Consider the following 26070-nt stretch of genomic DNA (forward strand, 5'->3'; position numbering starts at 1 on the left):
GGGCTCTCCCGTCAGGTTGTAATGACTAAACTATTTGATGCCGATAGCGCCGCAGAGTGCGACCCAGACGTCCTGGAGGATGTAGCTGTCCCGCACAAACGGCAGAACGGCCACGCAGATGAGAAGAAAAACGACAAGACCGACAAACTCGGATCTGCGCCAGCGGCGCGGTTCCTGTCCTGTTCCGGTTTCATCCCCGTGATGTGTCATTCAGGTTCCATACAGATATGGCGAACCGCGTATCGTGGGCGGTCCGGACATCTCTTGTCCCGGCATTGGCAGAAACTGCCTCTGCCTGTAATCAATGCCAGACACTTTAGACGCGGGCCATGCGCAAAGGCAATTTGCCCGGGGCCATTCTCCTGGAACCGCTCCGGTTCCAAATTCAGACCGAACGAGGGACCGACAGGCATGTGTGCGCGTGAATATCTGACGTTCGACGATACCTGGGCCGGTTATCTGCGCTGGGCGCACAGGCTACCTCCCGCACCGCCGCCGGTCACGCCGCGCCAGGTCTCCGGCATTGCCGAGATCATCGGCGATTTCGACGCCGTGATTCTCGATAATTTCGGTGTTCTCAGCCTTGGTCCGCCCGTCATTCCGCAAGGGGCGGCGGCCTATGAGTGTATCCGCAAGGCAGGCGTTGCCGTCCGTGTCGTCTCGAACGACGGCTCGAAAGGCATCGCGGCGATGTGTGAAAGCCATCGCGCGCGCGGGTATCTGTTCGAGGAAGCGGAGATTTTTGCCGGGATCAGCTTGCTCGAAGACAGCCTTCCGCCTAGCGGAAACGGTTACTGGGCAGCCATCGGCCTGGATCCAAGCCTGATTCCGGCCGGTGCGGTTGACGTCCGGGCCTGGCCTGGGGAAGAAGCGGATATCGACGGGGCTGCCGGTTTGCTGCTGCTCGATTGCGATGATTTCTGGCGCAAGGATTTCGCCCCGGTTCTCGAGAGCTTCAAACGTCATCCCCGCCCGGTCATTGTCGGAAACCCGGATCTGACCGCTCCCTATAGCGACGCCATGAGCCTGGAGCCGGGATATCTGGCACATCAGCTCGCCGATGAGACCGAAATCCGGCCGATCTTTCTCGGAAAGCCTTTTGCCCCGGTCTATGAGCTGGCCATGCGCGATCTGGCTCACATTCCGCCGGAGCGGGTGCTCTGTGTCGGCGACACGCTGCACACGGATGTGCTCGGCGGACGGGCCAGAGGAATGAAGACCCTGCTGGTCGAAACCGGCTTCACCCGCGGGAAAGACCCACTTGCCCTTGCGGAAGAAAGCGGAATCTGGCCTGATTTCATCGCACCGTCGATTTGAATGCCGTTCTGAACATGGAGCAACCGCATGCATGCGCCAGCCCTCTTGCTCTCGATGCTGCTCTGCCTCGCCGGCTTTTCCGGTGCCGCAATGGCGGCGGACAAGAAGCCGATCGTCATTGAAGGCATGGCCCGGGTCATTGACGCCGGAACCATCCAGATCGACAGAAGTGTGATCAAGCTTTTCGGGATTGTTGCGCCGAGTCCGCGGCAGAAATGCCTGCGCGGCGCCCTGCCCTGGCTCTGCGGTGCAGCGGCGAAGAAGCACCTTCAGGCACTGGCTGACCATCAACAGGCCCGCTGTGTGGCCGTGGAAACTTTCAATGCCCGCTGCATCGTGAAGAACAAGGATCTCTCGAACGAGATGGTTCTGGCTGGCTGGGCAGTCGCGGACGAGGCGGGCAATGCGTATCGCCCGGCCGAAGAAAAAGCCCGCGCAGGGAAGCGCGGGCTTTGGGAAAGTGTCCAGGACTGACGGTTCTGTACCCTAGAGAGCGGCGATCCGTTCCAGTGCGGCAGCGAGCTTGTCGCGCCGGGCCTTTTCGTCGGCCAGCCGTTCGCGGTTCTCTTCCACCACCTCAACCGGCGCGCGGGATACGAAGCTTTCGTTCGAGAGCTTCTTGTCCAGCTTGGTGATTTCACTGTCCAGCTTGCCGAGATCCTTTTCCAGCCGCACGCGTTCCTGGGCCAGATCGACCACATCGGCGACCGGCAGCACGATCATGGCTTCGTCGATCACGCCCTGAACCGCGCCGGTCGGAATGTCGTCGGTTGCCGTAACCTTTTCCAGACGGGCCAGACGGATGATCACGTCGCGGTGCCGCTCCAGCCGCTCTGCCGTCTGAGCCGACATGTCCTTCAGCATCAGGTCGATCTTGGCGGCTGCCGGGACGTTCATCTCCGAACGGATCGAACGGACCTCGGTAATCAGCCGCACCACCCAGTTCATTTCGGCGACAGCGCCGGCGTCGGCGGCTTCCTGCAAATCGGTTGGCCAGGCTGCAGTGATCAACTGCCCTTCTCCGCCAAAAGCCCCCCAGAGCTCTTCCGTGATGAACGGCATCAGCGGATTCAGCAGGTTAATGGCCTGCATCAGTACCCAAGCTGTCGTCTTCCGGGTTTCTTCGGCCGCAGCCTTGTCGGCGCCGGAAAGGATCGGCTTGGTGAATTCAAGATACCAGTCGCAATAGGTGCCCCAGGTGAAGTGGTACAGGGTGGAGGCGGCTTCGTTGAACCGATAATCCTCGATCGCCTTCGAGACCTTGGCTTCCGTTTCCGCCAGCTCGGAGATGATCCAGCGATTGACCATCTGCGTGGGCGCCTTCGGATCAAACGACGCATCATAGGTGCATTCGTTCATTTCCGCGTAGCGCGCGGCATTCCAGAGTTTGGTGGTGAAGTTCCGGTAGCCTTCGATCCGGCTTTCGGCGAGCTTGATGTCACGGCCCTGTGCAGCCATTGCCGTCAGGGTAAAGCGCAGCGCGTCGGTCCCGAATTTCTCGATCAGATCGAGCGGGTCCATCACATTGCCCTTGGATTTGGACATCTTGGCACCGTGCTGATCGCGGACCAGGGCGTGGATATAGACTGTCGAGAACGGCACTTCGCCCATGAAGTGAATCCCCATCATCATCATCCGGGCGACCCAGAAGAAAATGATGTCGAAGCCGGTGACGAGCACATCGCCGGGATAATAGCGGTCCAGCTCCGGTGTCTTTTCCGGCCAGCCGAGGGTGGAGAATGGCCAGAGCGCTGAGGAAAACCAGGTATCCAGCACGTCTTCGTCGCGGATGATCTCGGTCGGCGCGCCGTAATGTGCATCCGCGGCAGCCTGGGCGGCCTCTTCCGTCTCCTCGACGAAAATCGTGCCGTCAGGGCCGTACCATGCAGGGATCTGATGGCCCCACCAGAGCTGGCGCGAGATGCACCAGGGCTGGATGTTGCGCATCCATTCGAAATAGGTGTTCTCCCAGTTCTTCGGTACGAACTGGGTTTTCCCGGTTTCAACGGCTTCAATGGCCGGTTTCGCCAGGGTTTCCGCGTCGCAATACCACTGATCGGTCAGCCAGGGCTCGATCTCGACGCCGGAGCGGTCACCGTGCGGAACGGTATGCTGGATATCCTCGATCTGCTCCAGAAGGCCGGCGGCTTCCATGTCCGCGACGATCTTTTTCCGGGCGTCGAACCGGTCGAGCCCCTGATAGGCCTCCGGCGCGTTTTCGTTGATTCGGGCCTGACTGTCGAAGATGTTGATCTGTTCAAGATCGTGCCGCCGGCCGACCTCGAAATCGTTGAAATCATGGGCCGGGGTCATTTTGACCGCGCCGGAGCCCTTCTCGGGGTCTGAATACTCGTCGGCAACGATCGGAATGCGGCGGCCGACCAGCGGCAGAATGGCATGTTTGCCGATCAGGTCCTTGTAGCGCTCGTCATCCGGGTGCACGGCAATGCCGCTGTCGCCCAGCATGGTTTCCGGGCGGGTTGTCGCCACGACAATATGCCGGCTGGGATCGTCTTCCAGCGGATAGCGGAAGTACCAGAGATGGCCCTTGCTCTCGACCTGCTGGACCTCCAGGTCGGAAATTGCGGTATGCAGTTTCGGGTCCCAGTTCACAAGGCGTTTATCCTTGTAGATCAAACCCTTCTTGTGCAATTCAACGAAAACCTTCGCGACGGCTTCCGAACAGCCCTCATCCATGGTGAAACGTTCGCGCGGCCAGTCAGGCGAGGCTCCGAGGGCGCGAAGCTGGTTGGTAATGGTGCCGCCGGATTCGGCTTTCCATTCCCAGATCTTCTCGACAAATGCCTCCCGGCCGATATCGCGCCGATCGATCTGCTTGGCGGCAAGCTGGCGCTCAACGACCGACTGGGTCGCGATACCCGCATGGTCCGTGCCCGGCTGCCACAGTGCGTCCTTGCCGGTCTTGCGCTTGTACCGGATCAGGATGTCCTGAATCGTAAAGGTCAGCGCGTGGCCCATATGCAGGCTGCCGGTGACGTTCGGCGGCGGCATCATGATGGTGTACGGGACCTTGCTCGAGCCGGGATCGGCAGCGAATGCACCCGCTTTTTCCCAATTCTCGTAATGGGTCCGCTCAACCGCGGCCGCTTCGAATGTCTTTCCAAGCATGGTGATGCCTTTGGCCTTGTCGTGAAACCGGTATCGGAAAACAGATAGAACCTGCTCCCCGAAAGGAGAGCAGGTTTAGGGCATCATCGGTTGGAATTCCAGCCCGGAAAGCCCGGACCCGGTGGTTCTTACCAGGGATCGCGCCGTTGGGACTGCATCACCAGCCGCTCGATTTCCTCACGGACCAGCCGTTCGACCATCATCGGCAGGTGCTGATCGAGCCATTCCTTGAGCATCGGCCGCATCAGTTCCCGCGTCAGTCGCTCAAGCGTGATGGCGCCGTTGCCGATCGGCAGCTCGTGATAATCCTCGTTCAGCTTTTCGTTCAGACGGCTGAACGCGTCGACCGTTTCGGCGGCCTGCGGCGGGGAAACCAGTCCCTCGCTCGGCTGCTGTTGCGGCTGCTGCAACGGCGGCGGAGGGGGCGGCGGAGGCGGTGCGGGAGCAGGTTCCGGCTCGTCTTCCTTGAATTTCTGCTCGTCGAACAGCGGCTCCGGCTGTTCTTCCTCCATATCCGTCAGATCGAGGACATCTTCGTCTTCCTCGAAATCCGGTTCGGGCTCCGGTTCCGGTTCTGCTTCAGGCTCTGGTTCGGGTTCAGGCTCCGGTTCAGGCTCAGCTTCGGGCTCCGGTTCAGGCTCGGGCTCCGGTTCAGGAGTCGGCTCTGGCGCGGCAGCTTCTTCAGGAGTTGGGGCGTCTTCGCCCTCCTCACCGTCTTCGGAAATAATTCGCCTTATCGAGGCGAGGATTTCCTCCATCGACGGTTCTTGCGCCGTGTCACTCATCCAGACTCAAACCCACATGGAATCAATAGGCTTAAAGGTTATCCTACAAGTCTTTGAAAGGCTAGCCCATCATCCTGATGGTAGTTCTGAACGGTCACGGCAACTTTCCGGTAACGTCCGTTCCCCAGACGCGGTCTATGACATCCCGGTAGTGCTTGTCATAATCATAGAACTCTACATCAAGACCGAGATCGACTGCCGTGAGTTTGCCCGTGGCGAGCAGAAGCGTATATGCAGCCACCACTTCATCCCGGTTTGCGCTGACCAGACTGACCTGCGCGTCGAGCAGCTCCTGCTCCGCATCAAGGACATCAAGCACGGTCCGGGCGCCGACGGTAGCTTCCTGCTCGACACCTTCCAGGGCGATATTGGCGGCATCGACGCCGGCCTTCAGGGCAACAATCTGCGCTACCGCCGTCTGCCACGACTCGTAGGCGCGGGCGGCCAGGTCGACCGTATTGCGGCGAATCGACTCCACGACGATGCGGGAGCGGTTCGCATCTTCCTTCGCAGCACGGACCCGGGCGGAGACCTGCCCCTTCTGATAGAGCGGAATAATCACCTGTGCGGTGAGGCTGAGCTCGGTCGACCTGTCGTCGTTGAAACCGCTGTCGGCAGAATAATCGGCGCTGCCGATCACGCTGACTGTCGGCAACAATTCGCCATAGACAAGATCAATCACCTCGCCCAGGCGCCGCTCATCGAATTTGGCGGCAATCAGGGAGAAATTATTGATAACGGATTGCTCGACCGCACTCTCCCTGCTGTCGGGCAATGAGATATCGATATCCGGGCTATCCAGCTGATCGGGAACCGTTCCGACAACCCGCTCGAAGGCCACACGCGAACTGATGACATTGCCTTCAGCCTGGATAAGGTCGGCTTCGGCCCGGGCCACACGAGCTTCCGACTGGGCCACATCCGTGCGGGTAACCTCACCGACTTCGAAACGGTCGCGGGTCGCGCGGAGCTGCGTTTCGAGTCGTTCCCGGTTTTTCTGCTGCAGCTCCAGGACCGACTTGTCCCGAATCACGTTCATATACACGGTGAGTGCATTGAGAAGGATATTCTGTTCGGTGTCGAACATATTGGCCCGCTCTTGCTGAACCCGGTATTCGGACTGGTTGATGTCCGCCTCGGTCCGTCCGCCCCGGTAAAGGTCCTGCGTCACCGAGATGGTCGCGTCTTTCGGTGTGACATCGCCATCCGTGGAGGAGGCGTTGGTCTCCGAATCGATCTGTGAATATCCGACAGACAGTGTCGAGGACACCCTCGGAAGCCAGCCGCCCTTGGCCCGCGGAACTCCTTCATCGATCACCCGCAGATTGGCCCGCGCGGCGTTCAGGTCCGGATTTGTCCGATAGGTGTAAGCCAAAACATCAGAGAGGCTATCAGCAGAGGATGGCGATCCGGAAACACCGAGAATACACATTGAGACTGTCAGCATCGCCGCTGTAAGGTGCAGCTTTTTCATACTCGTCACGCGTGTCATCCGGGACCTTTCCGATTCATCTAAATGTAAATTCGACTGCCTAGAATACAAACTTCGGCTCTTTCCGGAACTCTGGAAGCAACGGCACGGATGCATCGAAAACCACCCGCTTGGAAACTGTAGCGCCAAATTTTTCAACCAGCACAGCGGTCCCCTGACGGGCGCCGTTTTCATATAATATCGTAATCAGCCGTCCACCATCGGCAAGTTGATCCGTGATCGTGTCCGGGATGCGCTCGACACCGCCACCGATCACAATCAGGCTGTATGGTGCTTTTTTCGGATAGCCGCTGAGAGGATCGCCAGCAATCACCGCGGCATTGTCGACATCGAGGGATCCGAGGCGTTCATTGGCGCCGCTGACAAGCTGTTCATCCTGTTCGATGCCGTAGACCGTTCCGGTCAGGCGCGACAGGATGGCCGTCGAATAGCCGCATCCGCAGGCCAGATCGAGCACTTCGTCACCGGCGTCCGGCAGAGCGATCTGCAGCAGCCTCGCGAACACCATGGGTTCCATCAGGACCCGGCCGTTGCCGATGTTCAGATCCTCGTCGACATAGGCGACACCCATGAGGTTTTTGGGAACGAACAGTTCCCGCGGCACCATTTCGAACGCGTCGATGATTGCTGCATCCGTGACCTTGTTGGTCCGGATCTGGCTCTCGACCATGTTGTGGCGTGCAGTGGCGAAGTCCGTCATCTCGCGACAGTGCTCCAGCATGTGAAAAGACGAGCCGATACACGACCCTGAGGGAGTTATACTTTGGGAGAAATTTGAACACAATCAGGATACCACACCAAGGAGCAGAGCCCGTATACGGGCCGGAAGTGATGGAGCGATGAAAAATTACAGGATTGCCGCTGTTCCCGGCGATGGAATCGGCCCGGAAGTGATCGCTGCCGGCGTTGAGGTCCTTGAGGCAATTGCTTCGGACAACCCGGATTTCGAACTATCGTTCAAACACTTTCCATGGGGCGGCGACTATTATCGCAAGCATGGCGTGATGATGCCGGAGGACGGAGTCGATACCCTGCGGGACTATGACGCGATTCTGTTCGGTTCGGCCGGCGATCCCGATATTCCGGACCACATCACGCTATGGGGGTTGCGGCTCAAGATCTGCCAGACACTCGATCAATACGCCAATGTCCGCCCTGCCCGTCTGCTTCCAGGTATCAAGGGCCCGCTTGCCGGTGTCACCGCCGAGGATCTGGACTGGGTGATCGTGCGGGAGAATTCGGAAGGCGAATATGCCGGCGCCGGCGGCCGGGTCCATGTCGGCCTGCCGGAGGAGGTCGGTCTCGACGTTTCCATCTTCACACGGACCGGCGTGGAGCGGATCCAGCGCTTTGCCTTTGAACTCGCGCGTTCCCGGCCCCGCAAGAAACTGACGCTGGTGACGAAATCCAATGCACAGCGGCACGGCATGGTGTTCTGGGACAGCGTTTTCGACCGGATCCGGTCCGACTATCCGGATGTGGAGACCGACAAGATGCTGGTCGATGCGATGACCACCCGGATGGTGCTCGACCCGAGGAGCCTGGATACGGTCGTTGCCACCAATCTGCACGCCGACGTGCTGTCCGATCTGGCCGCTGCCCTGACCGGCTCGCTCGGGATCGCGCCGACAGGCAATCTGCGACCGGAACGGGACATGCCCTCCATGTTCGAGCCGATTCACGGTTCGGCCTTCGATATCACCGGCAAGGGCGTGGCCAATCCGATCGGCACCTTCTGGAGCAGCGCCATGCTGCTCGAGCATCTGGGGCAGACGGATGCCGCGTCGCGGTTGATGTCCGCGATCGAGCGGGTGACGGCAGATGGCTCCGTTCTGCCACGGGATCTCGGCGGATCTGCGTCGACCCGCCAGGTCACGGACGCGGTTCTCGACGCCCTGTCGAAAGGGAATGTGTGAAACGCGCAATCAGATTTCTGCAGGTCATCTTCTTTTGAAAAGGCATTGACGGACGTGGAGCGGATCGTTACCTATCCCGCCCTGCTGGCCCGGTGGCAGAGTGGTGATGCAGAGGATTGCAAATCCTTGCACGTCGGTTCGATTCCGGCCCGGGCCTCCAGCTTTTCCCTGAAAAATTCCCAGTCATCTCCAGAGCTTGCGTCTGATTGCGGAGCATCCGGCGCGCTTCAAGGGTGCGGCGGAGCACGGGCTATTTTGTTCATGCGAAAATCGCCCGGCTGTCACGTTTCAGGTTTGCACTCGCCGAAAAGCGCTGCTATATACCGCCACCTCGTTGGGGCACAGCCCCGGCGAGCTGCTGATCCCCGGTAGCTCAGCGGTAGAGCAAGTGACTGTTAATCACTTGGCCGGCGGTTCGAATCCGTCCCGGGGAGCCAATCAAAAAGCGGTCGAAACTTCGGTTTCGGCCGTTTTTTTGTTTGCAGACATTTTCTCCCACGATTGCCGCCAGCCTCCATTCCAGCGACCATGTCGGCCCAGCTCAAGCAATCGGGTACCGCCATGTTGTCTGACATCCGCATCATCGAGATCGAAGCCCTCGGCCCGGCGCCGTTCGCGGCCATGCTGCTTGCCGATCTCGGCGCCGACGTGATCACGGTGCACCGCAAGATTGCGGCCGATGTTCCGGGAAAAGGCGAAAACAACCTGCTCGATCGGGGCAAGAGGTCGATCGCCCTCGATCTGAAAGCGGAAGAGGATGTTGCCGTCCTGAAGGCCTTGCTGAGAACGGCCGACGGTCTGATCGAGGGATTCCGACCCGGCGTGATGGAGCGGTTGGGGCTGGGACCCGACGCCTGCCTCTCCGTGCAGCCTCGTCTGGTGTACGGCCGGATGACCGGATGGGGACAGGACGGGCCGAAGGCCCGGGAGGCCGGGCACGACCTTAACTATATCGGCCTTTCGGGAGCGCTCTGGTACGCCTCGCCGGCCGGAACGCCCCCCTTCCCGCCGCCGACACTGGTCGGCGACATTGGCGGCGGCGCGCTCTACCTCGTGATAGGCATGCTATCGGCCCTGTTGAAGGCCCGCAGAACCGGGACCGGCACCGTCGTGGATGCGGCAATCGTCGATGGCTCCGCGCATATGATGAACCTCTTGATGGCGCTGCGCGCGGCCGGCTCCTTCAGTGTGGAACGGGGGCAAAGCCTGCTGGACGGTCCGCACTGGAGCCGCACCTACCGCTGCGGCGACGGCCTTTTCCTGTCGGTTCAGTGCCTGGAGCCCAAATTTTATTGCATTTTCCTGGAGCGACTCGGCCTTTCCGGCGATCCCGCCTTTGCCCGACAGTTCGAGGAGAGCCTCTGGCCGGACCTTGGCCTCCGCCTTGAAACACTCTTTGCCGGCCACCCGCGGGCTCACTGGCTGGCCCTGTTCGACGGCAGCGACGCCTGCGTCGGCCCGGTGCATTCACCGGAGGATGCAATGACAGATCCGCATATGGCCGCACGCGGGATCTGGCTGGACGAGCACGGTCGCCTGCAGGCAGCCGCCGCACCGAGGTTTGACGGAAAAAAGCCTGCACCGGCGGCGCCGAGCCCGTTCAGAGGGCAGCATACCGCTGAAATCATGGATGAAATCTGGAAAGGCCCGTCAGTCGGTTAGGCGGCGCGGCTTCGGCCAGAATCTCCCGGCATCGAGAAACCGGTTCCAGGCGTCTTCGATTTCGCGATCCGCACGCGCCATTTCCGCGCCGTGCCAGCCGACGATTGTTCCCGCTGCCTTCACAATGTCGGGCATCAGCAATCCGGACTCCGGGGCAATCAGCGTATCGAGCTGTCGGATGCAGACCGCGTAATCGTTCGCGTAGCCAAGCAGATCCTGCAGCCGTGCTGCGGCCTTCGAGACTGCCTTGGCGCGGCGGGGGTCGAACAGGGAGGCGAAAAATTCCGCCGCGTAGCGCAGCTTTTTCATTTCGAGCCGGAGTTCGTGTTTCGCTGTGGAATCGCCTTCAAGCGCCGTCCGCCCCATCTTCCGGACCTTGCGATAGCGTTTTTCAAGCTTAGACGCCGCGAATTCCTCGCTCCGGGCGAGATGATCGAAGGCGCCTTTCTCCCGGGCATGGGACAGGGTTTCGATCAGCAGACCGAGTTCCAGCTGAAATGATGTGAAGCGCGGCGAGGCAACGGCGGCCCGGGCATCCCTGTAGCCCGCTTCCTGCCGCGCCTGGGCCAGTGCCCTCAATTCTTTCAGGGCGGATATGTCGGCCCCGAGAGCGGCTTCCACGGGGGCGTGCAACTCGGCGATATAGACATCCCATTCCCGCGCTTCGCCGAGAGACCCGGCAATCCACTTTGCCTGGACTCGGACACGCTCGGTGAGCGCCTGATCGGCGAAAGCCCTGAACATGCCGAGCGCCGCCCGCAAGCGCCGGACCGCCACCCGCATCTGGTGCGGCCCTTCCGGGTCCATACTGTGCAAAATGGGAAATTCGTTTGCAGCGATCTGGGTCTGACAGGCTTTCAGAATCGTGACGGCGGATTCATTTATCCTGCGGCCCTGTGCCAGAATCGGTTTCCGTCCCCTGACCGCGCGGGGCGTCTGCGGTGCCTGCAGTTCCGCCGCCCGGACGGCCTTGCCGCGATGTTCCACCCGCATCGGGATCTGCTCATTGATTGCATGGGCCAAATCGTAGAGCGCGGCTGGCGACCCCGCCTTGAGCTCAAGTTCCAGCTCGGATATTGCCGTCTTCCGGCTGCCGGAACGAATTTCGCCACTATCGAGATCAACGGATATGGTTGCGTCTCCGAACCGGCCGGTAAAGTTCAGCAGGCGACTGGTTCGGCGGAAGTCCGTGACAAAAGTGGGCTGAAGTCGCTCCCAAATTCCGTCTTTGCTAAGAAAAGCACGAATTTCCGGCGCATGAATGAGATCCAGCGTGGGCTGATCGGTGCTCACCCAGCCTTCAATTTCGACCCGCTCGGCGATTCCCGCCTGCCAGCCATTGCCGACCTTCAATGTCTGCAGCCTGCGGCTCCCGATTTCCCGGATGCGCAGATTCATGCCGGCGGCGGCAAGCTGCTTCCCCGGCGTATCGAAATAAGTCGATTTCAGACGGTTTGTCCTGGCGCGACCGGCACCGGATCTGACCAGCAGCGGCAACCTCTTCAGCCGGTTCACCCATTTCTCCGAAACCGCAAGCCGGAGTTCCAGTTCCATGGGCAGCGGATCCGGTTTCCGGCTCATACGAGATCCTTTGGCGTGACAAAGCGCTGTAATTGTCCCGTTCCCGGAGCAATCTTTTTCCAGTCATCGATTTTCAGCTCAATGAAAGCCAGGGCGCCGGTCGGAAACTTTTCCCGCAACCGGACCATATCCTCCCCCACCGCCTCGCCGCACAGAGAGACGGCCAGCCGTTCGAGACCCGGATTGTGTCCGATGACCAGCAGCATTTTTATGTTGTCCGGCACCTCTGCCAGAGCGGCGAAGATCTGCTCAATGCCGGCTTCATAAATGGTGGAGGATTTTTCGACCGGGCACGCACGGGGCAGATAGGGACGGATCAGGTCCATTGTCTGCAGCGTACGCCGGGCGGAAGAACAGAGAATGAGATCGGGGACGATGCCCTCCTGCTTCATCATCATGCCGACAATCGTCGCCGCCCGTTCTCCGCGCGGGTTCAGCGGACGCTCGAAGTCATTGTGGGCAGGCGCGCTCCAACTCGACTTGGCGTGACGCAGTAGCAACAGGGTTTTGCTCACCTGGTGGCTCCGGTTGTCGGCGGATGACAGTCCGCTATTGCTTGGCATACGGCTAGTTCAGGCACCTTTTGCCGAGCGCTAAATTGACAGCGTCAGCCGCTGCCGCCAAGGTCAATCCAGCCGACCTCTTCATGCTGCACTGTGTTTGTCCCTTGGAACCGCTTATGAGCGCCGAAACCACCCCCCGACACGCCGCGCTCACCAATCCGGCGACAGACGCTACGATCGCCGATTCCAGGAAGCCGGCAGTTATTCGACCGCTGAAAGCGAGCGATGTCGACGGGCTCGCCTTGCTGACCCAGGAGTTGCTGGCTTTCTATGGCCTGCCGGCGCGAAATCAGCGGTCCTACATGGCACATGTAATGGCGAGCGAACTCTTCGAGCGCGACAGCAATCTCAAGGTGCTGATCGCCGAGACGTCAGCCGGCCTGCAGGGCTTCGTCGCCTATACCGAGGTGTTCGCCCTCGCCAGTTGCCAGCGCAGCTTCTTTATCCAGGACCTCTTTGTCACGCGACGGGCACGGGCCTCCGGCGTCGGCGCGTCCCTGATGGCGGAACTGGTCCGTCAGGCGGAGGAATGCGGCGTGGAGCAGATCGACTGGACCGCCGATCCCTGGAACGAGAAGGCGACGGCCTTTTACGAGAAGCTCGGCCCATTGCTCAAGAGCGACAAAATTCTCTATCGTCTCGCTGGAGCGTCCCTGCGCCGATCCATGCAGGATCAGAAACTGTGAAATCCAGGGCTTCCCGGTCCTACAGGGGGCGAACAAACTGGTAAGCGGGCCGATCGAACACTAAGTTCGGGGCCTGTAGGCTCGCACGCAATACCGGAGAGAAAGAATGCAAGTTCGCGAAGGCTTCGTCGGCACGATCGGCAACACACCGCTGATCAAACTGAAGCGCGCGTCGGAGGAAACCGGCTGCACCATCCTCGGCAAGGCCGAATTTCTCAATCCGGGCGGATCAGTCAAGGACCGGGCGGCACTGGCGATCATTCGGGATGCCGAAGAGCGCGGGGCCCTGCGCCCCGGCGGCGTCATCGTCGAGGGAACGGCCGGCAATACGGGCATCGGTCTTGCCCTTGTCGGCAACGCGCTCGGCTACCGCTCCGTCATCGTCATGCCGGAAACCCAGAGCCAGGAGAAAAAGGACATGCTGCGCCTTGTCGGCGCGGATCTCCGGCTGGTTCCGGCCGCGCCCTACAAGGACCCGAACAACTATGTCCGCTATTCCGGACGCCTGGCCGAGGAGATTGCGGCCAGCGAGCCGAATGGCGCGATCTGGGCCAACCAGTTCGACAATGTCGCCAACCGGCACGGCCACTACACCACCACGGGCCCGGAAATCTGGGACCAGACCGACGGCACGGTCGATGGCTTCATCTGCTCCGTCGGCAGCGGCGGGACCATCGGCGGTGTCAGCCTGGCCCTGAAGGAACGCAATCCAGATGTCACGATCGGGCTCGCTGACCCGATGGGTTCGGCGATCTTCAATCATTATGCCCATGGCGAATTGAAGTCCGAAGGCGGCTCGATCACCGAAGGGATCGGCCAGGGCCGGATCACGAAGAACCTCGAAGACATCGTCGTCGACGCACCGTTCCAGGTGACGGACGAGGAAGCTCTCGATGTGATCTTCAAGCTGCTGATGGAAGAAGGTCTCTGCATGGGGGGCTCGACCGGCATCAATATCGCCGGCGCCGTGAAGCTCGCCAAACAGATGGGCCCCGGGCACACCATCGTCACCGTGCTCTGCGACTGGGGCCATCGCTACCAGTCCAAGATCTTCAACCCGGAATTCCTGAAGGAAAAGGGACTACCGGTCCCGGCCTGGCTGGCCTGAAAGCGCTGAGAGGGAAGAAAAATGGAATACAAGAACCCAGAAGCGCTCGTGGAGACGGGCTGGCTGGCCGAGAATATCGGCAGTCCGGGGGTCAAGGTCCTCGATGCCAGCTATCACCTGCCGGGCGTGGATCGCGATGCCGATGCCGAATATGCCGACGGGCACATCCCGGGCGCGCAGCGCTTCGATATCGACGATGTGAAAGACCCAGCGGCTTCCCTGCCCCACATGATCCCGGACGCCGCTACATTTGCGTCGAAGGTCGGTGCGCTGGGAATCTCGAACGACGACCTTGTCGTCGTCTACGACGTCTATGGCATGATGAGCGCCGCCCGGGTCTGGTGGATGTTCCGGCTGTTCGGTCATGACAAGGTCGCCGTCCTGAATGGCGGCCTGCCGAAATGGCTGGCGGAAAATCATCCTCTGGCCTCCGGCGTAGAATTCCCATCGGCGGCCAAATTCGAGGCGACCTTCCGGGAAGAGCTGGTCACTGACCTGCCGGCGCTCCGGTCCAATATCGACAGCAAGGCCCGCGCGGTTCTTGATGCCCGAGCCGCGGAGCGCTACGCCGGCACGGCTCCCGAGCCGCGGGCCGGTCTGCGCAGCGGTCATATTCCCGGCAGCCTGAGCATGCCATTCGGCACCCTGCTGAACCCGGACAAGACCTTCCTGCCGGCGGACGCCTTGCGCGACCGCTTTGAGACAGATCTCGGCCTGGATTTCAACCAGCCGGTATCGACGACCTGCGGGTCCGGTGTGACTGCCTGCATCCTGTCGCTCGGCCTCTATCTGGTCGGCAAGGAGGATGTCGCTGTTTACGACGGCTCCTGGAGCGAATGGGGTGGTCACCCGGATACGCCTGTCGAAACCTCCTGAACGGAGGCTGAAATGGCGCTGAACGTACGTTCTATAGCGGACGGCGATACGGAATCGGTTATTGCCCTCTGGAAGGCGGCCGGTCTCACCGTGCCGCATAACGATCCATATCTGGATATCCAGTTCTGCCGCGCCAGTCCCAACGCGGACATTCTGCTCGGTTTCGACAGCGAGGGTCTGGCGGCCGCAGCCATGGTCGGCCATGACGGGCATCGGGGCTGGTACTACTATGTCGGTGTGGCCCCGGACCGCCAGGCAAGCGGCCTTGGTCGCCAGATCATGACCGCCGCCGAAGAATGGCTCAAGGAGCGGGGCGTCGGCAAGGCGCAGCTGATGATCCGGTCCGGCAATGCCAGGGTGAAATCCTTCTACGAGCGCATTGGCTATGTTGAAGAGGATCGCGTCGTTATGGCAAAGCGGTTCCGTCCCGTACCGGACTGGCAGACCGGACAGACCGAGACCATGGTCCTTCATCTTGAGATGCGTTCGCGCCCGGACCGTGCCCCCGCTGTTCCGCCCGACATCGGCAAACAGGTCGTGCTGGAGCAAATGGCCGTTCCCAGCGTCCGGTTCTACAGATTCCTCTATGACGGTGTGGGCGGAGACTGGACCTGGGTTTCGCGCAGAATCATGGATGACGGGGCGCTAGCCTCGGTGCTCTCGCGTGCCGGGGCCGAATATCACCTCCTGCGCGTGGATGGCGAGCCGGCCGGGTTCTGTGAGCTGGAACGCACCGAGGACCGCAAGGACGTGGAGCTGTCCTATTTCGGCCTGCTGCCCGATTTCATCGGGCTTGGCCTCGGCCGTTATTTCATCAATGCCGCAATTGACCTGGCCTGGCGGCCCGAAACAGAGCGCGTCTGGGTCCATACCTGCGATCTGGATCATCCCCGGGCCCTCGGCAACTATCTACGTGCCGGGTTCGTTCCCTATGCCCGGGAAACCGAAATTCTGCCGGACCCGCGGCTTGCCGGCCTGCCCTTGCCGCCTGATCCCGACCAGCGCGGTCATGCGCCCGACAGTCTGTTCCGGGACCCGGTGGCGGCGGCAAAACTGCCCTTGGCAAACGGCGCAACGCACTGATCTGAACGGGTTTGACCTGCAGAAAAGTCGAAGGGCGCGCACGATCTCTCGCAGCGCGCCCTTCCGGAGGGTCCCCCGTTGTCCCCCCCTCCCAGAACGGTGGTTTAATGGGCCAGGATCTGGCTCAGGAACAGTTTGGTCCGGTCCGAACGCGGGTTCGTGAAGAACTCTTCCGGCGTGTTCTGTTCGACGATCTCACCGAAATCCATGAAGATCACGCGATCCGCGACCCGCTTGGCAAAGCCCATCTCGTGAGTCACCACCAGCATGGTCATGCCGGAATCCGCAAGTTCGACCATGACGTCCAGCACCTCGGAAATCATTTCCGGGTCGAGGGCTGAAGTCGGTTCGTCGAACAGCATGATCTGCGGATTCATGCAAAGCGAGCGCGCGATTGCGACACGCTGCTGCTGACCGCCGGAAAGCTGGCCGGGATACTTGGCGGCCTGCTCCGGGATTTTCACGCGATGGAGATATTCCATCGCCAGCTCGTCCGCTTGAGCCTTTGGCGTCTGCTTGACCCAGATCGGGGCCAGTGTGCAGTTTTCCAGCACCGTCAGATGCGGGAAAAGATTGAAGCTCTGGAACACCATGCCAACATCGCTGCGGATCGCGTCGATGTTTTTCAGGTTGTTGTCGAGCGTCACGCCGTTGACGATGATATCGCCGCCCTGATGCTCTTCCAGACGGTTGATACAACGGATAAGCGTCGATTTACCGGACCCTGACGGGCCGCAGATCACGATTTTCTCACCCTGGTAGACAGAGAGGTTGATGTCCTTGAGGACGTGAAACTCCCCGTACCACTTGTTAACGCTTCCCAACTCAATGACGACGTCATCGCCTTTGGTGGACTTACCGGTTGGTTTGCTTTCGACCTGAGCGTCAATGCTCATGCTGTGAACTCCTTGGCTCGATACACTGAAAAGGAATGGACCAGCCGGGATTTATCTCCCGGCCGCCCCTGCCCCCAGCGTCCGTTCAAGATGCTGGCTGTATTTCGACATGATGAAACAGAGAACGAAGTAAAGCGCCGCACCGAAAACAAGCGGCTCCGTATGAATTCCGTTCCATTGCGGATTCTGACTGACGGCCTTCAGCATCAGAAGCAGATCGTAGAGGCCGACGATGGAAACCAGCGTGGTGTCCTTCAAGAGGCCAATAAAACTGCCGACAATGTTCGGGATCATCATCTTGAGAGCTTGCGGCATGACAATCAGGGACATCATCTTCCAGTAGCTCAGACCCAGGGCCTGTGCCGCTTCGTATTGTCCCTTGGAAATTGCCTGCAGGCCGCCACGTACCGTTTCCGCCATGTAGGCCGAGGAGAAGATGCAAACCGCGATGATCGCCTGAACGATCTTCACCGGGTTGATCTCCGCCGGCAGGAACAGCGGCACCATGGTGACCGCCATGAAGAGGACGGTGATCAATGGTACCGAGCGGAACAGCTCGATGAAGGCCACGCAAACCACCCGGATCACCGGCATTTTCGACCGACGTCCGAGAGCCAGTATGATACCGGCCGGGAGCGAGACCGCGATCCCGATTCCGGAAATCACCAGCGTGACGAACAGCCCGCCCCACAGATTGGTCGATTGCGCAGTGATCTCCCAGCCTGACTGGTAGATGAATGCCCCGATGAACACAGCGAGAAACACTGCCAAAACCGGATATTTATGTGTGGCATCCGGCTTGGCCGCAAACCCGCTGGCCGTGACGATGGTCGTCCAGAGAGGCTTTCCCGTGGCGATACAGAGAAGCGTGTGGAGCCAGCTGAAAATGAAGGATGTGATTGCGACCGAGATCATGACCTGCAGAAACAGGCCCTTTTCTCCACCGGCAAACAGGTGCCCGAGAAGGAAGGGAGCGATCAGGATGGCCGAGGCGCCAATGGTGATCTTCGATGTCACCCGCGGAAGCCAGAACGGCAGCATCCAAAGGATGAGGATTCCGAAACCAAGATTGACCCGCCAGATTTCCTCATCCGGATACCGCCCATAGATGAAATTTTTCATCCAGTGGCTGACACCGGCCCAGCAAGCTCCTGAAAGTCCGACCTTATCGAGGCATTCACGGCGTGAATTAGCCTCCCAGACGGCATTTACGATCGCCCACTCGAACGTGTTGGAAACTACCACCCAGATCACATAAAGAGACACGAAGGTGAGGAAGGCATTCAGCGGACTGCTAAACAGGTTCTTCCGGACCCAGCCGATAGCACCGACCGTATTTGGCGGCGGCGGCAGACTTGGCTTTGGTTGGAAGGAAACGTCTGAAGAAGATGCGTCAAGATGCGTCATGGCTCAGCGCTCCTTCAATTGAACGAGCTTGTTGTAGTAATTCAGCGCGGCGGAAATGCTCAGGCTCACGGTCATGTAGAAGAACATCACCATGGCCACGATCTCGATCGCATGGCCGGACTGGTTCAGTGAGGTCTGCATGAAGACCGCGACGAGGTCAGGAAAGCCCACGGCAATTGCCAGGGACGAATTCTTGACCACGTTCATCCAGTTACTGATCAGCGGCGGCACGATTGCCCGCATGGCCTGCGGGATGATCACCAGTCTCAGCGTAAGTCCCGGCTTCAGCCCAAGGGAATAAGATGCCTCGGTCTGACCATGGCTGACTGACAGAATGCCGGCCCGCACCATCTCAGCAATAAAGCAGGCGTGATAGATCACGAGAGCGATGAAAACCGCGAGGAAGGCGGGAGGAACGGATGATCCGCCAGAGAAATTGAAGCCCTTGAGAACAGGAATCTCCCATTGCAGCGGCGAGCCCGTCACCAGGAACATCAAAAGCGGAACACCGATAATAATACCCACGGCGGTCCAGAAAGCCGGAAATCTCTGGCCGGTCGCATTTTGCCGCTTCTTGGCCCAAACCGCGATGCAATAGGCCACGATCACGGAAACAAGAAGTGTGACCATGGTCAGCCAGAAAAGATCGCCTGGAAGCGGCGCCGGGAAATAGAATCCCCGGTTGTTCAGCTGAAAAACCTCAAGCCCGAGAACATCGAGACTGTTCTTCGGCCTCGGCAGGATCGCGAAAACAGCGAGATACCAGAACAGGATCTGCAGCAAAAGCGGCGTATTTCGCAGGATCTCGACGTACCAGGATGCCAGCTGCGCAACCATCCAGTTTTTGGAAAGCCGCAGAATGCCGATGAAAAACCCAAGCAGGGTCGTCGCCACGATGGCAAGAAATGACAACAGAAGCGTGTTGGTGATGCCTACCAGATAGACCCACAGGTAGCTGTCACCGGCTTCGTAGGGAATAATGGAAAACGATATTGAGAACCCGGCAGTGCTACTCAGAAAGCCAAAACCGGCGCTCATTCCCCGTTCTTCGAGGTTCTGTGACGTGTTTGAGAACAAGTACCAGCCGACCCACATAACGGCTGCAAACACGATTATTTGGTAGAATATGGATCGGTAACGCTCGTCGTTCACAATCACTGAAAACGATGAACCCTGTCCCGACGCCCCTCTGTCAACGACAGCCATATAGCCAGTCTCCGTGCAAGATTAAGTGATCCAAAGAACAGAGGCCCGGTCGAGTTTCGACCGGGCCTGCTGTATTGGATTTCTTACCGGAACGGCGGGGAGTACATCAGACCGCCCTTGGTCCACAGTGCGTTCGGGCTTCCGTCGCGCGGGATGCCGATGGCAAACTCGCCTTTGGTGCCCATGTACTCGTCATACACTTCGCCGTAGTTACCGACATGCTTGATGATGCGGACGACCCAGTCCGGCTCAAGGCCGAGACCCTTGTTGAGATCACCCTCGACACCGAGCATACGCGCCATTTCCGGGCTCGCCGGGTTGGCAGCCATGTCCATGATGTTGGTGCTGTCGATGCCCATTTCTTCAGCCTGGATCAGAGCGAAGACAGTCCATTTCACGATGTCCATCCACTGGGAATCGTTCTGGCGAACGACCGGACCAAGCGGCTCTTTGGAAATAGTTTCCGGAAGCACGACATATTTGGACGGATCCGGGAACTTCGCGCGGGTGGAAGCCAAGCTGGATTTGTCATTGGTGATTGCGTCGCAACCGCCCTTGGCGAATGTATCGTCACGCACGTTGGAATCTTCGAAGACAACGGGCTCGATTCCGAGATCGTTTGTGCGGCTGAAGTCAGTGAGGTTGAGCTCGGTCGTGGTGCCGGTCAGCACGCAGACGGTCGCTCCCTTGAGTTCATGTGCGCTTTTCAGCCCCAGGTCCTTGTCGACCATGAAGCCCTGGCCGTCATAGAAATTGACGGCTGTGAAGTCGAGGCCAAGCTGCGTGTCACGGAACAAGGTCCATGTCGTCGTGCGGGACAGCACGTCGGATTCGCCATTTGCCATCGCGGTGAAGCGCACCGCGCTGGTGACGGACTGGAATTCCACTTTGCTCGGATCGTCAAAGATGGCGGCTGCAATAGCGCGGCAGATGGCCACGTCACTGCCGTACCAGTCACCTTTTTCATCCAGCTGATAGAAGCCCGGAGCCGGAGTGCCTACCTGGCACCGCAGAATTCCCCGTTGCTTCACGATGTCCAGCGTACTCTGCGCGGACGCCATTTCGGCTGTGAAGCCAAGGCTCGCCATCATGCCGAGGCCAAGGCCCAAAAGACTCAGTTTCTTCATCCTGAAACCCACCCTGTTATGTTTCAATTAACGACGGCCGGTTATCCCGGTCTGCGTACCCCTGTATTAAGACTTTAAGGATCGCCCCCGTTGATCCCGGTCGTTGTTCACCGTCATCCATCCCGACTTCTCGGTTTTTTTGCCTAGTTCCTCATTTCTCACGAGAAATAATGGCCACCTTGGAGCCGGTCATCACGACAGTAGGGGCAATTCCAACACGCTGTCATAGTGTTTTGCAAGTGCGAGGCGAACCGATCCTTCAGTTATGTTCATGCGCCTCCCCCAACTCATGCGTATTTTCGGCGGACATCCGTGCTTTTTTGACAATAAAGTCTCAAATACAGAATCTTCCTGGTAACCATCAATATTTTCGGAGACCACATGAAAACCGGCACAAAATCCCGAATGCGGACTCTCGTCGCCCACGCGGGACGCGCCCCGCACCACAATCATGGCGTCGTCAATCCGCCGGTTTACCATGCCTCCACGATTCTCAAGCCGACACTTGCCGCGCTCGAGGCATCCCGGAAGCCGGAGTTCGACGGATACCGCTATGGACGGCGCGGAACGCCGACCAGCCGGTCCTTCGAGGAGGCCGTTGCCGCGCTTTACGGAGCTGATGATGCAATCGCGGTTTCTTCCGGCCTCGCCGCGGTCTGTTGCGCGATACTCAGTCAGGTCTCCGCAGGCGATCATATCCTGTTGGCTGACAACGTCTATTTTCCGGCGCGCAAGTTTGCCGAAGGTTTTCTGAAACGTTTCGGGGTCGAGGTCAGCTATTTCGATCCGATGAGCCCTGAACGACTCGCGGAGCATATTCGTCCTGAAACCAGGGTCGTCTATCTGGAAGCGCCGGGAACCATGACATTCGAGGTGTCGGACATCCCCCGGCTTTCCGAGATCGCGCACGCGCATGGCGCGACCGTGATCATGGACAATACCTGGGCTACAGCGCTCTATTTCAATGCTCTGGAGCACGGTGTCGATATCGTCGTCGAAGCGGTGACGAAATATATCTGCGGCCACTCAGACATCATGATGGGAGTAATCGCGAGCCGCAGCGCCCATGCCGGCGCGATCCGCGACATGGTTTACATGCAGGGCAACTGTTCCGGTCCGGACGATCTCTATCTGGCGCAACGCGGCCTGCGAACCATGGCCGTGCGGCTGGCGCAGAACGGTGAAACCGCGCTGGCGCTGGCCAAATGGCTGCAGGAACGCCCCGAAGTCGAAAAGGTCCTGCATCCGGCCCTGCCCTCCTGCCCCGGACACGATCTATGGAAGCGGGATTTCACTGGTGCGAGCGGGCTGTTCTCATTCATCCTGAAGCCCGTATCGAAAACGGCCCTCGCCGCCTTCCTGGACGGGCTTGAACTCTATGGCATGGGGGCAAGCTGGGGCGGCTATGAAAGCCTCATTCTGCCCGGCGATCCCGCGGCGGCGCGCACGGCGACGACGTGGAATTCACCGGGACAACTATTGCGCATTCATGCCGGGCTTGAAGACGAAGCCGATCTCATCGCGGATCTCGAAGCCGGATTCGAACGCATGGCGGCTCTGAAATGACCGGAATTATCCCGTTCAGGCCTTGTAGGACTGAAAACTGATCCCGCCGGGGCGGCCGATCTGCTCCACCAGGCCGACTTCCCAGGAGAGATAAGCGTTCATACGCCGTTCCAGCTCCGCTTGTTCGACGTCCTTGTCGTAGGGGCGCATGAAGACATCATCCGGGGCGCAAACAGGGGCGCCCATGCCGGCTGCCATCGGCAGTCCGGATTCTTCCCATGCCCTGCTGCCGCCGTCGATCACCGCAGCCCGGATATCGGTATCTGCCAGATCCGCAGCGGCAAGCACCGCCAAACGACTGTCCGCCGCAGTCAAGACAGCCCCGGTCGCGCCGATGGCCAACAGATCGTCCGCAAGGCTCTCGCGCTTGCCCCAGCGCGCGCCGTCCGGATGATTGTCCCGGTGATCGAGGCTGCGCGTCAGGTCGACGAATGCCGCCCCGCCATCAACCAGCCGCTCTGCATCCTGCGGGGACACCAGATCGACCACCGGCAACGCGCCCAACAGTGCCGCTGGGCGGGGGCCCTCTTCAAGATCCTGGCCGTCCAGGCCGCTCTCCAGAACATAGACCTCCTGCCAGCCAAGCTGGCGCAGCCAGCTCGCGGACATGTCCGCCCGCACCATTTCCGGATCCACCAGAACAACCCGCGCGCGGTGTGTCGCCATGTAGCTGTCGGTCGACTGCACGAGCTGGCCGCCCGGCGCATGGCGGGATCCGGCAATATGGCCGGCCTCGAATTCTTCCACCGTGCGGACGTCGAGGACATACAGCGTTCGCTCCCCGCTTTCCGAGCGCCAGCGGTCGAGCGTCGCGCCATCGACGCGGCGCACGCCGAACCGGTCGGCTGTTGCCCGTGCCCGCCTGCGTGCCAGCGCGGCGCCTTCCGGACTGGCGGCAGGCGGCGTTCGCACATTGCCATGCTCAAGCTGGTAGCCGGCCAGGTGCCAGCCCATGGTGCCGTTGCGCAGCGCCACCACCTTGTTCGGAATGCCGGCATTGATCAGGGATTGGGCGCCGATGATGCTGCGGGTCCGGCCGGCGCAATTGACCACGACAGTGGTCTCGGGGTCGGGCGCGGCTTCCTGCACACGATAAACCAGCTCAGCGCCGGGCATATCGATGCCGGTCGGAATGTTCATCATGGTGAATTCGCTCATTGGCCGCGAATCCAGCACCACCATGTTCTCCCCCCGCTGCATCATCTGATGCAGTTCCTCGGCGGAGACCGAGGGCGTTTCATATTCGTGCTCGACATACTCGCCGAACGCCTTGCTCGGCACATACATACCGCTGAAAAGCTCGAGGCCGGCGGCACCCCAGGCATTCACGCCGCCTTCGAGGATCGAAAGATCGGAATATCCGGCCCTCGCCAGGACCGCAGCGGCACGTTCCGCGAGCCCTTCTCCGCCATCGCACAGGACGATAGCGGTCGAAAGCCGCGGCACCAGGTCGGCGATGCGGAGTTCCAGGAGACCGAGCGGGATGTTGCCTGCCAGGAGAATATGGTTGGCGCCAAAAACCGCTTCCGGGCGGACATCGACAAGAGCGATTTCGCCGGTTCCATAGAGCGCGTCGTTAAGTTCCCGTGCGGTGATCGTCCGGGCCATGGCCAACATCCCCCCGTTTGGTTTTTTGTTTTTAGCTCGTTGCTTCCAAAGCCGCTTCAGCTTCCAGCCAGGCGGTTTCCGCGACCTGGAGTTCCTTGTCCACGGTTTCCTTCTTCTCGACGACCGCTTTCAGATCGGCTGTCGGTCCTTCATACAGCTTGGGATCGGCGAGCTGTGCTTCCAGTTTGGCTTTACGCTGGTTCAATTTCTCGATGGTCTTTTCCATCTCACGGGCCCGCTTGCGAATATCGGCGGTTTGCTTCCGCAGTTCCGCCGAGGCCTTGCGGGCCTGCTTGCGACCGTTTTTCTTCTCCGGCGTGCCTGAGCCATTCTCGGCCCGGGCCGCAGCCCGCTCCTCCTGACGCAGCCAGTCGCGGTACCCGTCAAGATCGCCGTCATAGGGTTTCACTGTCCCGCCCGCAACGAGCCAGAGCCGGTCGACCGTAAGTTCGAGCAAACGCCTGTCATGGCTGATCAGAATGACCGCGCCGGTATAATCGTTCATCGCCTGCACCAGCGCATCACGTGCGTCGATATCCAGATGGTTGGTCGGCTCATCGAGGATCAGCACATGCGGGCTGTCATAAGTGATCAGGGCCAGCGTCAGGCGCGCCTTTTCACCGCCTGACAGATGCTTCGACAGGGTTGTCTGCTTGTCCTGCACAAGGCCAACGCCGCCGAGGCGCGCCCGGACCTTGTCCGGAGCTGCGCCAGGCATCAGCCGCGCCATGTGTTCGGCGGCCGTCGCCTCCGGGTCAAGATCCTCGACCTGGTGCTGGGCGAAAAAACCCACCCTGAGCTTGGCTGTGCGATGCTCCTCGCCGTCGGCCTTCGCGAGCCTACCGGCGATCAGCTTTGCCAGCGTCGATTTGCCGTTACCGTTCCGGCCGAGCAACCCGATCCGGTCATCCCCGTCGATGCGCAGACTGAGGCCGCGCAGGATCGGTTTTCCGGGCTCGTAGCCGACACTGGCATTGTCGAACGTCACCAATGGCGGCGGCAGCTCTTCCGGGTTAGGAAACCTGAACCGGGTGGTCGGCTCGTTGACCGCATCAGGCAGCTTGCCCATCTTCTCAAGCGCCTTGATCCGGCTCTGGGCCTGCCGGGCCTTGGACGCCTTGTAGCGGAAGCGCTCGATGAAGGATTCCATATGCTTGCGCTGGGCGGACTGCTTGGTACGCTGTGCCTCGATCTGGGCAAGCCGCTCCTCCCGGGTTTTCTCAAACCTGTCGTACCCGCCCTGGTAAAGGGTCAGCTGGTGGTTTTCGAGATGCAGAATGGCATCGACCGCCTTGTTCAGCAGGCCCCTGTCATGGCTAACGATCACCAGCGTCTTGGGATAGCGCGCGAGATAGGCCTCCAGCCAGACCGTTGCTTCGAGATCAAGGTGGTTCGTCGGCTCATCGAGCAGCAGGATCTCGGGTTCGGCGAACAGCACCGCCGCAAGCGCAACACGCATACGCCAGCCGCCGGAGAAACTCGACATGGGCTGGGACTGCATGGAGTCCTCGAAGCCTAGACCGGCAAGGATCGCCGCAGCCTTGGCCGGCGCGGCATGGGCGCCGATATCGGCAAGCCGGGTCTGCACCTCGGCAATCCGCATCGGGTCCTGCGTGGTTTCGGATTCCTGGATCAGCCGTTCCCGCTCCTTGTCGGCGCGCAGCACGACCTCAAGCGGTGTGTCCGGCCCGCTCGGCGCTTCCTGGGACACCATGCCGATCGGATCTTCCACTCCCCGTCCGCCGCTGACGACGATACTGCCGCCATCCGGGTGATAGGTGTCGGTGAGCAATTTCAGCAAAGTGGACTTGCCGGTCCCGTTACGGCCGACCAGCCCGACCTTGTGCCCGTCGGGAATCGTCGCGGAGGCGGCTTCAAAAAGGGTCCGGCCCGCGATGCGGAATGTCATGTCTGTGATCTGGATCATGGGACGCCTGATAGCACTTGCCTCGGGCAACGCCAATCCCGCGTGAGTATGCTTGCGATTTCAGGGGGATAGGTAGATGCTCGGAAGCCTTGCCAAAGGACTTCCCCGTGTCACCGAAAAAAGAAACCGTCATTG

Annotated in this window: 22 protein-coding genes and 2 tRNA genes; 11 read left to right on the forward strand and 13 right to left on the reverse strand. The window is 60.2% G+C overall.

The features are described from left to right. Nucleotides 1-30: 30 nt before the first annotated feature. The gene (locus RH950_RS13055; protein ID WP_350057420.1) at nucleotides 31-210 is read right to left on the reverse strand and encodes a hypothetical protein; all 180 of its coding nucleotides are present in this window, start codon (nucleotides 208-210) and stop codon (nucleotides 31-33) included. Nucleotides 211-411: 201 nt separating this feature from the next. Between RH950_RS13055 and RH950_RS13060 the strand changes: the two genes are divergently transcribed. Both RH950_RS13060 and RH950_RS13065 read left to right on the forward strand, forming a co-directional pair. Beyond that, on the forward strand, nucleotides 412-1317 hold the full coding sequence (locus RH950_RS13060; RefSeq protein ID WP_350057422.1) for an HAD-IIA family hydrolase: 906 nt from the start codon (nucleotides 412-414) through the stop codon (nucleotides 1315-1317). 27 nt (nucleotides 1318-1344) lie between these two features. Continuing rightward, the gene (locus tag RH950_RS13065; RefSeq protein ID WP_350057424.1) at nucleotides 1345-1791 is read left to right on the forward strand and encodes a thermonuclease family protein; all 447 of its coding nucleotides are present in this window, start codon (nucleotides 1345-1347) and stop codon (nucleotides 1789-1791) included. Nucleotides 1792-1803: 12 nt separating this feature from the next. Here RH950_RS13065 and RH950_RS13070 read toward each other — a convergent pair whose 3' ends face one another. From RH950_RS13070 to RH950_RS13085, 4 genes are all read right to left on the reverse strand, one after another. Beyond that, the gene (locus RH950_RS13070; protein WP_350057426.1) at nucleotides 1804-4446 is read right to left on the reverse strand and encodes a valine--tRNA ligase; all 2643 of its coding nucleotides are present in this window, start codon (nucleotides 4444-4446) and stop codon (nucleotides 1804-1806) included. Nucleotides 4447-4574: 128 nt separating this feature from the next. After that, on the reverse strand, nucleotides 4575-5231 hold the full coding sequence (locus RH950_RS13075) for a DUF2497 domain-containing protein (RefSeq protein ID WP_350057428.1): 657 nt from the start codon (nucleotides 5229-5231) through the stop codon (nucleotides 4575-4577). Nucleotides 5232-5325: 94 nt separating this feature from the next. Beyond that, nucleotides 5326-6705 (reverse strand): TolC family outer membrane protein, encoded by a 1380-nt coding sequence (locus RH950_RS13080; protein WP_350058530.1) that lies wholly within the window; start codon nucleotides 6703-6705, stop codon nucleotides 5326-5328. A 58-nt stretch (nucleotides 6706-6763) separates the two neighbouring features. Continuing rightward, nucleotides 6764-7423 carry a protein-L-isoaspartate O-methyltransferase family protein gene (locus RH950_RS13085; protein ID WP_350057430.1) on the reverse strand — a complete coding sequence of 220 codons (660 nt, stop codon included), beginning with the start codon at nucleotides 7421-7423 and terminating at the stop codon, nucleotides 6764-6766. Between the two features lie 139 nt (nucleotides 7424-7562). Here RH950_RS13085 and RH950_RS13090 point away from each other — a divergent pair, with 139 nt between their 5' ends. The 4 genes from RH950_RS13090 (at nucleotide 7563) to RH950_RS13105 (ending at nucleotide 10301) form a co-directional block, all read left to right on the forward strand. Continuing rightward, entirely contained in the window at nucleotides 7563-8639 is a 1077-nt protein-coding gene (locus RH950_RS13090) for a tartrate dehydrogenase (RefSeq protein WP_350057432.1), read from the forward strand. Between the two features lie 86 nt (nucleotides 8640-8725). Next, a tRNA-Cys gene (locus tag RH950_RS13095) sits at nucleotides 8726-8799 on the forward strand. Between the two features lie 202 nt (nucleotides 8800-9001). Further along, nucleotides 9002-9076 (forward strand) — tRNA-Asn (locus RH950_RS13100). A gap of 124 nt (nucleotides 9077-9200) precedes the next feature. Next, the gene (locus RH950_RS13105) at nucleotides 9201-10301 is read left to right on the forward strand and encodes a CaiB/BaiF CoA transferase family protein (protein WP_350057434.1); all 1101 of its coding nucleotides are present in this window, start codon (nucleotides 9201-9203) and stop codon (nucleotides 10299-10301) included. On the opposite strand, the gene RH950_RS13110 is transcribed toward RH950_RS13105, so the two are convergent. After that, nucleotides 10290-11882, reverse strand: coding sequence for a CYTH and CHAD domain-containing protein (locus RH950_RS13110; RefSeq protein WP_350057436.1), 1593 nt, complete (start codon nucleotides 11880-11882; stop codon nucleotides 10290-10292). The two genes, RH950_RS13105 and RH950_RS13110, sit on opposite strands and share 12 nt — an antisense overlap. Then, nucleotides 11879-12397 (reverse strand): SixA phosphatase family protein, encoded by a 519-nt coding sequence (locus RH950_RS13115; RefSeq protein ID WP_350057438.1) that lies wholly within the window; start codon nucleotides 12395-12397, stop codon nucleotides 11879-11881. The genes RH950_RS13110 and RH950_RS13115 overlap by 4 nt, the downstream gene beginning before the upstream one ends. Nucleotides 12398-12561: 164 nt before the next feature. Here RH950_RS13115 and RH950_RS13120 point away from each other — a divergent pair, with 164 nt between their 5' ends. The 4 genes from RH950_RS13120 to RH950_RS13135 all read left to right on the forward strand — a co-directional run bounded on the left by RH950_RS13120 (nucleotide 12562) and on the right by RH950_RS13135 (nucleotide 16198). Then, the gene (locus tag RH950_RS13120; RefSeq protein WP_350057440.1) at nucleotides 12562-13131 is read left to right on the forward strand and encodes a GNAT family N-acetyltransferase; all 570 of its coding nucleotides are present in this window, start codon (nucleotides 12562-12564) and stop codon (nucleotides 13129-13131) included. Nucleotides 13132-13237: 106 nt separating this feature from the next. Continuing rightward, nucleotides 13238-14239 (forward strand): cysteine synthase A, encoded by a 1002-nt coding sequence (locus RH950_RS13125; RefSeq protein WP_350057442.1) that lies wholly within the window; start codon nucleotides 13238-13240, stop codon nucleotides 14237-14239. Between the two features lie 21 nt (nucleotides 14240-14260). After that, nucleotides 14261-15115 (forward strand): 3-mercaptopyruvate sulfurtransferase, encoded by an 855-nt coding sequence (sseA, locus tag RH950_RS13130; RefSeq protein WP_350057444.1) that lies wholly within the window; start codon nucleotides 14261-14263, stop codon nucleotides 15113-15115. Between the two features lie 12 nt (nucleotides 15116-15127). After that, the gene (locus RH950_RS13135; protein ID WP_350057446.1) at nucleotides 15128-16198 is read left to right on the forward strand and encodes a GNAT family acetyltransferase; all 1071 of its coding nucleotides are present in this window, start codon (nucleotides 15128-15130) and stop codon (nucleotides 16196-16198) included. A gap of 104 nt (nucleotides 16199-16302) precedes the next feature. Here RH950_RS13135 and RH950_RS13140 read toward each other — a convergent pair whose 3' ends face one another. From RH950_RS13140 to RH950_RS13155, 4 genes are all read right to left on the reverse strand, one after another. Then, nucleotides 16303-17094 (reverse strand): amino acid ABC transporter ATP-binding protein, encoded by a 792-nt coding sequence (locus RH950_RS13140; protein ID WP_350057448.1) that lies wholly within the window; start codon nucleotides 17092-17094, stop codon nucleotides 16303-16305. A 51-nt stretch (nucleotides 17095-17145) separates the two neighbouring features. After that, complete coding sequence (locus RH950_RS13145) at nucleotides 17146-18501, reverse strand: amino acid ABC transporter permease (RefSeq protein ID WP_350057450.1); 1356 nt, start codon at nucleotides 18499-18501, stop codon at nucleotides 17146-17148. A 3-nt stretch (nucleotides 18502-18504) separates the two neighbouring features. After that, nucleotides 18505-19707, reverse strand: a complete 1203-nt coding sequence (locus RH950_RS13150; RefSeq protein ID WP_350057452.1) for an amino acid ABC transporter permease — start codon at nucleotides 19705-19707, stop codon at nucleotides 18505-18507. A gap of 83 nt (nucleotides 19708-19790) precedes the next feature. Next, nucleotides 19791-20834, reverse strand: coding sequence for an amino acid ABC transporter substrate-binding protein (locus tag RH950_RS13155; RefSeq protein WP_350057454.1), 1044 nt, complete (start codon nucleotides 20832-20834; stop codon nucleotides 19791-19793). A 381-nt stretch (nucleotides 20835-21215) separates the two neighbouring features. Between RH950_RS13155 and metC the strand changes: the two genes are divergently transcribed. Then, nucleotides 21216-22400 carry a cystathionine beta-lyase gene (metC, locus tag RH950_RS13160; RefSeq protein WP_350057456.1) on the forward strand — a complete coding sequence of 395 codons (1185 nt, stop codon included), beginning with the start codon at nucleotides 21216-21218 and terminating at the stop codon, nucleotides 22398-22400. A 15-nt stretch (nucleotides 22401-22415) separates the two neighbouring features. On the opposite strand, the gene RH950_RS13165 is transcribed toward metC, so the two are convergent. Together RH950_RS13165 and RH950_RS13170 are read right to left on the reverse strand one after the other, a co-directional pair. Then, nucleotides 22416-24008, reverse strand: coding sequence for a rhodanese-like domain-containing protein (locus tag RH950_RS13165; protein ID WP_350057458.1), 1593 nt, complete (start codon nucleotides 24006-24008; stop codon nucleotides 22416-22418). Between the two features lie 31 nt (nucleotides 24009-24039). Then, nucleotides 24040-25935 carry an ABC-F family ATP-binding cassette domain-containing protein gene (locus tag RH950_RS13170; RefSeq protein WP_350057460.1) on the reverse strand — a complete coding sequence of 632 codons (1896 nt, stop codon included), beginning with the start codon at nucleotides 25933-25935 and terminating at the stop codon, nucleotides 24040-24042. Between the last annotated feature and the right edge of the window lie 135 nt (nucleotides 25936-26070).

The sequence above is a fragment of the Nisaea sp. genome, from assembly GCF_040217065.1.
Taxonomy (GTDB): domain Bacteria; phylum Pseudomonadota; class Alphaproteobacteria; order Thalassobaculales; family Thalassobaculaceae; genus Nisaea.

What these genes read in the sequence shown, in the direction of transcription:
- RH950_RS13055 (WP_350057420.1), bottom strand. Translation starts at nt 210, where the DNA reads ATGACACATCACGGGGATGAAACCGGAACAGGACAGGAACCGCGCCGC.
- RH950_RS13060 (WP_350057422.1), top strand. Translation starts at nt 412, where the DNA reads ATGTGTGCGCGTGAATATCTGACGTTCGACGATACCTGGGCCGGTTAT.
- RH950_RS13065 (WP_350057424.1), top strand. Translation starts at nt 1,345, where the DNA reads ATGCATGCGCCAGCCCTCTTGCTCTCGATGCTGCTCTGCCTCGCCGGC.
- RH950_RS13070 (WP_350057426.1), bottom strand. Translation starts at nt 4,446, where the DNA reads ATGCTTGGAAAGACATTCGAAGCGGCCGCGGTTGAGCGGACCCATTAC.
- RH950_RS13075 (WP_350057428.1), bottom strand. Translation starts at nt 5,231, where the DNA reads ATGAGTGACACGGCGCAAGAACCGTCGATGGAGGAAATCCTCGCCTCG.
- RH950_RS13080 (WP_350058530.1), bottom strand. Translation starts at nt 6,705, where the DNA reads ATGAAAAAGCTGCACCTTACAGCGGCGATGCTGACAGTCTCAATGTGT.
- RH950_RS13085 (WP_350057430.1), bottom strand. Translation starts at nt 7,423, where the DNA reads ATGACGGACTTCGCCACTGCACGCCACAACATGGTCGAGAGCCAGATC.
- RH950_RS13090 (WP_350057432.1), top strand. Translation starts at nt 7,563, where the DNA reads ATGAAAAATTACAGGATTGCCGCTGTTCCCGGCGATGGAATCGGCCCG.
- RH950_RS13105 (WP_350057434.1), top strand. Translation starts at nt 9,201, where the DNA reads ATGTTGTCTGACATCCGCATCATCGAGATCGAAGCCCTCGGCCCGGCG.
- RH950_RS13110 (WP_350057436.1), bottom strand. Translation starts at nt 11,882, where the DNA reads ATGAGCCGGAAACCGGATCCGCTGCCCATGGAACTGGAACTCCGGCTT.
- RH950_RS13120 (WP_350057440.1), top strand. Translation starts at nt 12,562, where the DNA reads ATGAGCGCCGAAACCACCCCCCGACACGCCGCGCTCACCAATCCGGCG.
- RH950_RS13125 (WP_350057442.1), top strand. Translation starts at nt 13,238, where the DNA reads ATGCAAGTTCGCGAAGGCTTCGTCGGCACGATCGGCAACACACCGCTG.
- sseA (WP_350057444.1), top strand. Translation starts at nt 14,261, where the DNA reads ATGGAATACAAGAACCCAGAAGCGCTCGTGGAGACGGGCTGGCTGGCC.
- RH950_RS13135 (WP_350057446.1), top strand. Translation starts at nt 15,128, where the DNA reads ATGGCGCTGAACGTACGTTCTATAGCGGACGGCGATACGGAATCGGTT.
- RH950_RS13140 (WP_350057448.1), bottom strand. Translation starts at nt 17,094, where the DNA reads ATGAGCATTGACGCTCAGGTCGAAAGCAAACCAACCGGTAAGTCCACC.
- RH950_RS13145 (WP_350057450.1), bottom strand. Translation starts at nt 18,501, where the DNA reads ATGACGCATCTTGACGCATCTTCTTCAGACGTTTCCTTCCAACCAAAG.
- RH950_RS13150 (WP_350057452.1), bottom strand. Translation starts at nt 19,707, where the DNA reads ATGGCTGTCGTTGACAGAGGGGCGTCGGGACAGGGTTCATCGTTTTCA.
- RH950_RS13155 (WP_350057454.1), bottom strand. Translation starts at nt 20,834, where the DNA reads ATGAAGAAACTGAGTCTTTTGGGCCTTGGCCTCGGCATGATGGCGAGC.
- metC (WP_350057456.1), top strand. Translation starts at nt 21,216, where the DNA reads ATGAAAACCGGCACAAAATCCCGAATGCGGACTCTCGTCGCCCACGCG.
- RH950_RS13165 (WP_350057458.1), bottom strand. Translation starts at nt 24,008, where the DNA reads ATGGCCCGGACGATCACCGCACGGGAACTTAACGACGCGCTCTATGGA.
- RH950_RS13170 (WP_350057460.1), bottom strand. Translation starts at nt 25,935, where the DNA reads ATGATCCAGATCACAGACATGACATTCCGCATCGCGGGCCGGACCCTT.